The sequence below is a fragment of the Oceanobacillus sp. FSL K6-3682 genome (assembly GCF_037976165.1).
Lineage (GTDB): Bacteria > Bacillota > Bacilli > Bacillales > Amphibacillaceae > Oceanobacillus > Oceanobacillus sojae.
On sequence record NZ_CP150263.1, the window covers coordinates 1884796 to 1895672 of the forward strand.

Annotated in this window: 11 protein-coding genes; all 11 read left to right on the forward strand. The window is 34.7% G+C overall.

Translation table 11 applies throughout. From position 1 onward, the window contains the following. Positions 1-15: 15 nt before the first annotated feature. The 11 genes from MHH51_RS09510 to MHH51_RS09560 all read left to right on the forward strand — a co-directional run bounded on the left by MHH51_RS09510 (position 16) and on the right by MHH51_RS09560 (position 10604). On the forward strand, positions 16-1035 hold the full coding sequence (locus MHH51_RS09510) for an ABC transporter ATP-binding protein (RefSeq protein ID WP_339285784.1): 1020 nt from the start codon (positions 16-18) through the stop codon (positions 1033-1035). Beyond that, positions 1035-2039: a dipeptide ABC transporter ATP-binding protein gene (locus tag MHH51_RS09515; RefSeq protein WP_339285786.1), complete on the forward strand. Its 1005-nt coding sequence runs from the start codon at positions 1035-1037 to the stop codon at positions 2037-2039. Before MHH51_RS09510 ends, MHH51_RS09515 begins: the two co-directional genes overlap by 1 nt. Before the next feature lie 32 nt (positions 2040-2071). After that, a complete protein-coding gene (locus MHH51_RS09520; protein ID WP_339285787.1) occupies positions 2072-2506 on the forward strand; it encodes a hypothetical protein in 435 nt (144 codons plus the stop codon). A gap of 796 nt (positions 2507-3302) precedes the next feature. Then, entirely contained in the window at positions 3303-4562 is a 1260-nt protein-coding gene (locus MHH51_RS09525) for an SAF domain-containing protein (RefSeq protein ID WP_147208437.1), read from the forward strand. A gap of 192 nt (positions 4563-4754) precedes the next feature. Further along, complete coding sequence (locus MHH51_RS09530; protein WP_147208434.1) at positions 4755-5111, forward strand: PTS glucitol/sorbitol transporter subunit IIA; 357 nt, start codon at positions 4755-4757, stop codon at positions 5109-5111. Positions 5112-5179: 68 nt separating this feature from the next. Then, on the forward strand, positions 5180-5722 hold the full coding sequence (locus tag MHH51_RS09535) for a PTS glucitol/sorbitol transporter subunit IIC (RefSeq protein WP_147208431.1): 543 nt from the start codon (positions 5180-5182) through the stop codon (positions 5720-5722). Between the two features lie 27 nt (positions 5723-5749). After that, a complete protein-coding gene (locus MHH51_RS09540; protein WP_339285791.1) occupies positions 5750-6766 on the forward strand; it encodes a PTS glucitol/sorbitol transporter subunit IIB in 1017 nt (338 codons plus the stop codon). 55 nt (positions 6767-6821) lie between these two features. Continuing rightward, positions 6822-7850: an alcohol dehydrogenase catalytic domain-containing protein gene (locus tag MHH51_RS09545; RefSeq protein ID WP_339285793.1), complete on the forward strand. Its 1029-nt coding sequence runs from the start codon at positions 6822-6824 to the stop codon at positions 7848-7850. Positions 7851-7879: 29 nt separating this feature from the next. Continuing rightward, a complete protein-coding gene (locus MHH51_RS09550; protein ID WP_147208422.1) occupies positions 7880-8875 on the forward strand; it encodes a 2-hydroxyacid dehydrogenase in 996 nt (331 codons plus the stop codon). Positions 8876-8979: 104 nt separating this feature from the next. After that, entirely contained in the window at positions 8980-9363 is a 384-nt protein-coding gene (locus MHH51_RS09555) for a transcriptional regulator GutM (RefSeq protein ID WP_147208420.1), read from the forward strand. A 299-nt stretch (positions 9364-9662) separates the two neighbouring features. Further along, a complete protein-coding gene (locus MHH51_RS09560; RefSeq protein WP_339285795.1) occupies positions 9663-10604 on the forward strand; it encodes a sugar-binding transcriptional regulator in 942 nt (313 codons plus the stop codon). Positions 10605-10877: the final 273 nt, after the last annotated feature.

The following is a 10877-nucleotide window of genomic DNA, read 5'->3' on the forward strand; positions in this document are numbered from 1 at the left end:
GAGGGGGCGGTATTCATGCTTGAGATAAAGAATTTAAAAACCTACATTGATACAGAAAACGGAACGGTAAAAGCGGTCGATGATGTATCTTTTCAAATTAAAGCGGGAGAAACCATCTGTATTGTAGGTGAATCCGGGAGCGGGAAGAGTGTATTAGCACATTCCATTATGCAGTTAAACCCTTCTCCCCCAGTCTTTCATCCGGAAGGAGAAATACTTTTTGAAGGGAAAAATCTGCTGGATGTAAGTGAAAAAGAGCTTCGTAGAGTGAGAGGAAATGAAATCTCTATGATTTTTCAGGATCCTATGTCCAGTCTGAACCCCGTTTTTAGAGTTGGAGATCAGCTGATTGAAGCAATTCGTTCTCATGAGAAGGTATCGAAAAAAGCCGCAAAAAAAAGAGCTTTGGAGCTCTTAACAGATGTTGGCATTCCTGATCCTGAACGTAGACTGCATGACTATCCACATCAATTTTCCGGGGGAATGCGCCAGCGTGTTTTAATCGCGATTGCACTCGCTGGCCGCCCAAAAGTATTAATTGCTGATGAACCGACAACAGCACTTGATGTGACCATACAAGCGCAAATCCTTGAATTAATGCGTTCGATTCAGAAAAAGTATGGAACTGCGATTATTTTAATTACACATGATCTGGGAGTCGTTGCACAGATTGCTGATAGAGTGCTTGTCATGTATTCAGGCAGAATTGTTGAGAAAGGTAGTGTATCAGATATATTTTATCGTTCCACGATGCCTTATACCTGGTCCTTACTACGGTCACTTCCTCGTATTGACTCAGATGCATCGAATCGATTGATACCAATTCAAGGGCAGCCCAGCAATTTAATTGATCGTCCAAAAGGCTGTTATTTCCAGCCAAGATGTCCATTTGCTACAAAAGCATGTTTAGAAATTGATCCTTCGTTAACAGAACGTGGAGAAGAACACTGGGCTGCTTGTATATTGTCTGAAGAGGAATTTTCTAATAAGAAACAAGAGCTTGAGGTAAATGCTCAGAAGGGAGTTGCAAAATAATGTCTGAGCCATTACTGGAATTAAAGGATATAAAAATGTACTTTCCGATAAAAGAAAAAGTGTTTAAAAAACCTGTGAACCATGTAAAAGCTGTAAATGGGGTCAGCTTGACTGTCAACAAAGGAGAAACCCTAGGAATTGTAGGTGAATCAGGGTGCGGAAAAAGTACATTGGCACGTACTATTGTCAGTCTTTTAGAACCGACATCCGGAGACATACTTTTTGAGGGAGAAAGCATTCTGGGTTACAATAAAAAGCAGATGCATGAATTGCGCAGAGATATTCAAATGGTATATCAGGATCCATATACCAGCCTGAATCCAAGAATGAAGGCCGGTGAGATTATTGCAGCACCGCTGAAGGCATTTGAAATGACAAGTAATTTAAATGAACGGGTTTATGAATTATTAGATCTTGTCGGTTTAAAGAGAGAGGATGCAGATAAGTTTCCGCATCAGTTTTCTGGAGGACAGCGTCAGCGGATAGGTATTGCCAGAGCTCTTGCTTTAAATCCAAAGCTATTAATTCTGGATGAGCCGGTAAGTGCATTGGATGTATCCGTACAGGCACAGGTAATTAATCTGCTGGAAGATTTGCAGGAGGAACTGGGGCTGACTTATGTATTTATTGCCCATGATTTATCGGTAATTAAGCATATAGCCGATAAAGTTGCAGTAATGTATCTTGGTAAGGTGATGGAATTATCCGATAGTGATACATTGTATCATCATTCCAAGCATCCATATACAAATGCGCTATTGTCGGCAATCCCATTACCTGATCCTGAGAAAGAGAGGCGGCGTCAGCGTATTATGCTGAAAGGCGAATTGCCGTCTCCTGCTAATCCGCCAACTGGATGTATTTTTCATACGAGATGCCCGATTGCCCAAGAATCCTGCAAACGGCATATTCCTGTTTTAGAAGAAAAGGACGGGAGTAATCCTAATCATCAGGTTGCCTGTTTTTATCCGCAGGAGACCGAGGCAATTGTCAGTAGTAAATAAATAAACTTAAAGGAAGAAAGGAATGTATCCAGATGAATCGGCCAAAAATTTCTCAGATGGAAGCGTATATAATTGAAACATTACGTGTAAATGGAATAACGAATGAAGAAATAATACATGATGTAAAAGAAAAAGATGTGTCAAAATGGAAGCAAATTCATGAAAAGTATGATTATGAGCAGTTGATTACGTTAGCTGAGAAGGATTTTGAAGCCTTTGAACAAGTAATTAATGAAGGATATGCTGTTAAATTTGTCACGGTTGGCGGTTTGGAAAGGTTATTAAGACTGAAGTTCCAAAAAGAACCTGGAGAGGATTATCAGAAGCTCGAAACAGGTGCCAAGGAATTGAAATTGGATGCAGCTCCTCTTCATGAGTTAGAACAGATGCTTTCTCTTAATTGGAAAGTGGAGAAAGATGAGCAGGGGATATCGGTATTGTTGAAGGAGCAGAAGGAATTTATATAATATAATTTTAGAAAACGCTATGAACCTAATATTCATAGCGTTTTTTAATTTATATCAGCTAAAAGTAATTTAATTGAAAGCTTCTGGAGTATTTCATGTTATCACCGGGTTCTGTATGTAGAATATTAATTAAACTTAAGAAGTTACAATCCAAGAATTAAATATTAATTTTATTGTTTCTTCTAAATAATATCAGTAATGGTCACCTTCTCAGTTTCTAGTATAACTTTGAAATGTTTAACAATAATAACCTTTTCTTACTCCCTTTTTGTTGCAGAAATTTCTATGTAAGCACCGCTTTTTAAAAAGGTAAGGACAATGTCTATAACGTTTACTTTTAATTTTGGGAAAAGAAATTTATTTTATAAAGTAAAATTTTATTAGCTGGGGTTTTCTTTTTGCTCTCCTATATCTAAAAAATGCGAAGTTCACGATGTTGTAGGACTGGGACAGCGATTACTCGCCCCACCGAAAAGCGTTGTAGTAACCCCTTTTATGACCTTCATCTAGTCACACAACGATAAATTTTTTAAGAATATTAATTAAGCATCAAAAATGGTAGCGTCCTTATATTTGATTAAGAAATTATTGAGTTAATATTCGAAAAAAATAATTCTACTTGTTGACAAGAAAAATATATCAGCATATAATAAAAGCGAATTATAACATATGTTATATCATATAACATATGTTAAAAAATCAATCATAAGTGATGATTTATAACATATGTTATTTAATGTTGTTTTATGTTATGAATATAATGTATGCGCTTTAAAAATTGTGAGGAGGAGTTAATATGTCTATTTATCAAGAATTACAAACAAGACAGAAAGAAAATAACCCTATCAAAGTAGGCGTTATCGGAGCAGGACAAATGGGTTTCGGTCTTATCTCACAGATATCCCGTATTCCTGGAATGATTGTTGGAGGCGTATCTGATATTGATCAAACCAGGGCACAAAAGGCTGTTGAATTTTATAAGTCCGAGGAAATTTTAAAAGTTAACACACTTGCATCATCTGATTATAGAGAAGTAATCCAGTCTTCCAATGTAGAGGTAGTAGTTGATGCAACTGGAGTACCTGAAGTCGGAGCAAATATTTCTTTAGAAGCATTAAATTCAAGAAAGCATTTGGTTCTATTAAACGTAGAAGTGGATATAACAATTGGTTCTTATATGAATTCATTATTTCAATCTTCTGGACTTGTTTATTCTGGTTCAGCAGGAGACGAGCCGGCAGCTATCGTAGAATTATATGAATTTGCTAAGACAATGGGCATGAAAGTTGTTGTTGCAGGTAAAGGTAAAAATAATGCGTTGAAGCCAACAGCTAACCCAGATACAGCAGCTGCTGAAGCAAAATCTAAAAATATGAGTGCGCATATGCTGGCTGCATTTCAAGATGGAACAAAAACAATGGCAGAGATGAACTTATTAAGTAACGCAATAGGCTTAGTTCCGGATAAAGTTGGAATGCACGGTTTAGACGCTAATTTAGATGATGTTGCAAAAAAATTAAACTTAAAAGAAAATGGTGGAGTTTTAGATCGTTTAGGAGTCGTCGAATATGTAAACGGATTAGCTCCGGGAGTTTTTGTCATTGTTAAAAGTGATTTAGATCCTGTTAATGAAGAATTGCGTTATTTATTAAAGGTAGATGAAAGTCATGGAGATCACTATACATTATTCCGTCCATATCATTTAGCCAGTTTAGAGACTCCGATTACTATTGCTAAGGCTGTTTTACAGCAAGATACGTCAATTCATCCATTAGGGGCACCGATTTCAGAAACGGTAACCGTTGCAAAAAAAGATATAAAAGAAGGAGAAAAATTAGACGGGATCGGTGGTTTTTCTATTAGAGGAGTATTGGAAACGCATAAAGAAATGGAAAAGAATGGACATATCCCTATCGGTTTAATTAGTGGAGAAGTCGTTGCTAAGAAAGATATAAGAGAAGGTCAATTTTTAACACATGATGATGTGGAACTTGACCCTTCAACAACTGTTTGGAAGTTAAGATCCTTACAAGACCATATGTTTCGCAATAAATAATATTGATAATTATAAAATCTGAAATAGATTTATTTCCTTTTTACATGCTTGTTTAAAGGATTTGAGATATTTGAAGGAATTTTATTAAGAGAGAGCTATTTCTAAGAGAAGATTTATCTAAGTAGTTGATGTTGAATATTGGATTAAAGATAGGAAAAAAATTCTGTCATCAAACAGTAGGAGGAGAAGGATATGATAAAAATGAATATTCTTGAAATTGGTGCCCTAGTACCAGATTTTGAAGAAGAAAATTTATTAGTACTTTTTAATGAAACCGTTCCGCCTGAGTTAAGAGATATTTCGGTAATTCATCGCTTTGAAGAACAGCCTAAAGATGCCTTAGAATTTGGAAAAATAATTGTGATTGGTGGTAGAGAATATACCATTCAAAAAGTTGGAGAAGAAGCCAATTCTAACTTTGAAAGTCTCGGTCACCTTTCCATTTATTTTAAAGATGATAAGGAAGAAGAAATTTTACCAGGTGCAGTTTTAGTAACGCCAAGTGATTTTCCAATATTAAAAGAGGGAGATTCGATTCAAGTTAAATAATGTGAATAGTTTATTTCATAGAGTAGCTGTTTCTAAATAGATTACTATTACGAGAGGATGGGTGTTAAATGGATTTTATGATAATGATTGCTGAAGGCTTCATTGGAATGTTTGAAGCTGGAGCTGAAGTATTTATGGGTTATATGACGGGGATTATACCTTTATTAGTTACATTGATCACAGCTGTTAATGCGATAACAAAAATGATTGGAGAAGAAAAGATAAATGGGTTTATTCAAAAAATCACGAAATATGCTGTACTCCGTTATACGCTTGTACCTTTTATAGCAGTTTTTTTCTTCACGAACCCAATGTGTTATACAGTTGGTCGATTTTTACCAGAGAAATATAAACCGGCATTCTATGATTCTGCGGTTTCTTTTGTGCATCCTATAACCGGTCTTTTTCCCCATGCCAATTCTGCAGAATTATTTGTATGGCTGGGAGTGGCAACAGGATATACAGCTGCAGGTGGTAGTCAAGCACAATTAGGTCTTATGTTTTTACTAACCGGTTTAATTGTTATTTTAATGAGAGGTTTGGTTACTGAACGAATTAGTGCTTATATGTTTAAAAAACAAGGTCATGAAAAGATTCTTAAGGAAAATTAAAATCTAAACATAAAGGGAGGAAATCTCATGAGTGCTTATAAAAAAGTCAAAGTATCTAAAGGAAGAAATGGGTGGGGCGGTCCCCTAGAATTTACACCAACAAATGAAAAAAAATATGTCATTAGTGTTACAGGGGGAGGCATCCACCCGGTAGCTGAAAAAATTGCAAAACTTTCCGGAGCAGAAGTAGTAGATGCATTTAAAAATCCGGTAGATAAAAATGAAACATTAGCAGCGGTCATTGATTGTGGTGGAACAGCAAGGGGAGGAACATACCCAAAATTAAGAATACCGACAATTAACGTTAAAGTAATGAGTCCATCGGGCCCATTAGCAAAATTTATTACAGATGATATTTTTGTTTCTGGTGTATCTGTAGAGAATATTGAGCTTGCTGATGAAAAAACACCTTATGTAGAATTAAAATCTGAAAAAAGTGATTATTCCGAACAAAATGAAGAAGCAGCTGCTCCAACTGCTGATGATCAGCCAGAAACCAATAGTGCACAAAATGCTGGCTTCATAGGATTAATTAATAAAATTGCCAGAGTCGCAGGGGCTTTCATGAATATTTTGTACCAGGCAGGTCGTGATACTGTCGACTCTATCATTAAAAATATAATCCCATTTATGGCGTTTGTTGCAACTTTAATCGGAATTATCAACTATACAGGTATTGGAGAAATATTAGCAAATGTATTTGTCCCACTAGCAAATAATATCGGCGGACTTATTATTTTAGGTGTAATTACAGCGCTTCCATTTTTATCACCTCTACTTGCTCCAGGGGCTGTTATAGGTGCGATTATCGGAACACTAGTTGGAAATGAAATTGCAAACGGTAACATTGAAATGAGTATTGCACTTCCAGCGTTATTTGCAATAAATGCACAAGTTGGAACGGACTTTATTCCAGTTGGTATGGCGTTAGGAGAAGCAAAATCTGAAACAGCTAGCGTTGGAGCACCAGCAATTCTATTTTCGAGGGTAGTCACAGGACCTGCAGCAGTAATCATTGCATATTTTATGTCATTTATGTTGTAGAAAATCGTTTGATAGGAGGAATAGGATGCTACCAGATTCATTTAGATTTGGAGTTATGGAAGGAAAAGGAAACGTTAAAGTGCGAGAAGAGAAGTTACCCAATTTAAAAGATGATGAAGTGCTAATTAAGCAGGAAGCATGTAATATTTGTACAACAGATTATCAACAATGGCAAGGAAAACGTGAACATCAAGGATACCCAATGGCAGGTGGACATGAAAGTTCAGGAATAATTATAGCTAAAGGAGAAAAAGTAAGTAATTCTTTAACAGTTGGAGATCGGGTTTGTATTTTATATGATTTTTGTGGGGACTGTGATAAATGTAAAAAAGGGGAAATTACTTCTTGTAGAAACATTAAACAATTTGGAAAAAATTATTCTGACAAATATTACGGTATTTTTGGGTTTGCGAATTACTTTATTAGAAAATCAAAAAGTGTCGTGAAAATTAGTAATGAGTTGTCTGCTTCGGAAGCAGGCTTTGTGGAACCTTTATCCTCCGTACTAAAAGGAATGCGCAAACTCCGGATTAATTCTGGATTTGATACGGTTGTTGTTATTGGTGGGGGCACAATGGGATTACTAAATGCAGCAGTTGCTCAAGCAATGGGAGCAAGGGTAATTGTATCTGAACGGAATCCCCAAAAAGTAAAAAAAATTAAACAAATGAAATTAGAATTAATTGATGCTGGCAATGAGGATCCGGTAGAACAAGTTAGAAAAAGAACAAATGGTAATGGTGCAGATATCGTCATTATTGCAGTTGGAACTTCTTCAGCAAATGAGCAAGCTTTAGAGATGATAAAAAATGATGAGGGGAAGATTCTTTTATTTGCTGCGGGTTACCCAGCACCAGAATTAAATATAGATTCTAATACCATTCATTACAAACAATGTGAACTTATTGGTACGTATGGATCGAATCTGGATGATTTTAATAATGCAGCAAAAATGCTAAGTGAACATCGAATTAATGTAAGCCCTTTAATTGAAGAGAAGATTCCATTAACTAGAATTCAAGAAGCTTTTGAAAAAGCAAGTACACGTGGGAATTATCGTATTTCCGTTTTATTACAGTCGTAAATATAAAGAAAAGATGAGAAGGTGAAAAAATGAAATGTTTAGCAATCGCTGATTTATTTATTGATAAACAAATGATGAAAGAAGGCCTTGCTAGTTTAGAAGATTTTGGGATAGAGATAATTGTAAAAGAATGGAAACATGAAAATTTAGAAGCATTACAAAATGATAATATAACATTGGAATCCAAAGGTAGCGAGGCAATTGCCCTTCCTGAAGAATTAATAGAAGGATTAGAAGACTATGATATGATCATTACCCAATTTGCACCTATCGGGAAAAAGGTAATCGATCAATGCGAGAATTTGAAGTTATTAGGAGTACTTCGAGCAGGTATTGAAAATGTGAATCAAGAATATGCTAAATCGAAAGGAATCATAGTTTTAAATACACCAGGACGTAGCATTACAAGTGTCTCAGAGTTTACAGTAGGGATGATTCTATCCGAAATTCGAAATATAGCTAGAGGTAACCATAAACTAAAAAATGGGGAATGGGAAAAATATTTTCCAAATGGTGTACTAGCACCAGAATTGAAGGAATCAACCATTGGTTTAATTGGGTATGGTGCTATTGGTCAACGAGTTGCAGAATTACTTCGACCTTTTGGCGGTAAAATTTTATTCTTCGATGACTATTATCAAGGCGATACACATGACACACAAGTTAATACCTTAGAAGAACTAGTAAAACAAGCTGATATTCTTTCCATGCATTACCGTCTAACAGAACAAACGAAAAATATGATTAACAAAGAGCATTTTAACGTAATGAAAAAAAATACAGTTTTAATAAATACTGCACGTTCCGGGTTAATTAATGAGCAGGATTTGGCAGAGGCATTACGAGAGAGAAAAATTGCCGGAGCAGCAGTAGATGTGTTTGATATTGAACCATTACCAAGAGATCACCCTTATAATAATTTGGATAATATTACGATCACACCACATATTGCGGGGTCAACAGTTGGTAATTTTGCTAATTCACCAGTAATATTGAGTAAACGAATTATTGAAGCATTAGAGTGAAATTATATTAATTTAAACAATGGGTGAATTGTTTATTTTTCATCCATTGTTCTTTATTCTTAGTATGATTTTGTAAAAAAAACACCAAAGTAGGAGGTTAAAAAATGGACCCCTTATTATTTCTATCATTTTTAGTTATTATTCTTATTATTCAAGCATTAACAGGAATTATCCATGTGAAATATTATCAGAAAAAAGTTAAAAAACTCACACAACAATATAGTGAAGGTTATCTTGGTGTTGGAATGACTAAAAAAATGTTTCGGATCGGAAAAGTAGCTATTGTTGTTACGGATAATGAAGGAATCATTCAAGAATGTAATATTTTATCAGGATTAACGGTACTTTCTAGATTTGCAAAGTATAAAGAATATGTTGGAGAAAATATAGAAATTGTTGATTGGAGAAAGAAAAAACATAAATTAGTTGTCCAAGACGCTATTAAACGTATAGAAGAACAAATGAAAAGAAAAGCTAAAGTAATGTAAATTTGTCACGGAGAATCGTCTAAAAAACTCCTGCCTCCCAAATAAAGAATAAAAATAAATTTATTTAGGCGGAAAATTCAGATGAGCTAACTCTTTAAATCACTTAGGCTAACTCAATGGAAGAAGAATAAAACTCCCGCTAAGTGAAGCTTTGACTTATATTAGAAAAAAAGAAAAAATTCAATATATACAAATTTTTAATCCCCGTTATATTTATCAAGTGGATAAAATGATATAATAAGATTTAATTAATTTGAATTTAAATTTATATAATTTTAACAAGAACAGGGTGTAAAGGAATGTCCTATTTAGATGATCGTAGATTAATGATTAAGATTGCGAATATGTATTATGAAGCAGGAGAAACGCAATCAACTATTGCACAAAAAATTGGGGTTAGCCGATCATTAATATCGAAATATTTATCAAAATCTAAGGAATTGGGTATTGTCGAAATCATTATTCATGATGAGGAGTATCATACGGTATCAAGCTTGGAGACAAAGCTGGAAAAAAAATATGGATTACGTGAAGTGGTTTGTTTACCTGAAACGGAGCAGGGAAATATTAAAGCTCAGTTGGGAGCGGCAGCAAGTAAATATTTGTTAAGAATGATAAGAAATAATCAAGTTATCGGAGTATCTTCTGGAACGACCCTATATGAAGTTGCAACAGCCATGACATCCAGTCAGTATTTTTCAAATGTATGCTTTGTTCCTATTGTTGGAGGGATGGGGGACGAGCGTTTAGACATACATGCAAATCATATTGTTGCAAAGCTAGCAGAAGCATTAAAAGCAAATTATCATCTTTTGCATGCTCCTGTTGTTGTTGATTCTAAAGAGACAAAAGAAATTATATTAAAACAATCGTCTATAAAAAATACTCTTGAAATGGGTAATCAGGCGGATGTCGCTCTTGTAGGTATTGGAGGATCTCCAAAGCATTCAACGATGGTCAAATCTTATAAAGATTATGGTATTATTGATGATTTAAACGAGAAAGAAATTGCAGGAGATATTTGTTATAACTTTATCAATGATGAAGGAAATTTAATAGAAAATGAATGGAATGAAAAAACGATTTCCGCTGATATCAATAAGCTGAAAAATATTCCATTAGTAATTGGTGTTGCAGCCGGTGAAGAAAAAGTAAGAGGAATTAAAGCTGCTCTCCGTGGGGAACTGATTCATGTATTAATAACCGATGAGATTACAGCAAAACTATTACTAGAGAATTGAGTTCATATTTGATTAATGAGCAGTATTTCGTATAAAAAACGTCCAAAGTAAAAATAGTGATTTTCCTTTATAAGTGGAAATTCACTATTTTTTTATGCTTGAATAATGTTGTTTATTGCACAGTGATTGGTATTAAAACTACCACTTCTAGAACTGGTAGAACCGAAAAAATTTAGTTTAGAAGAAAATACAAAGTGCAATCATTTATCACCGTACTCCACAAGTAGTATGCTTTTCTTTTTTTTAATTACGATAGAAGAAATTCTTGAAAAT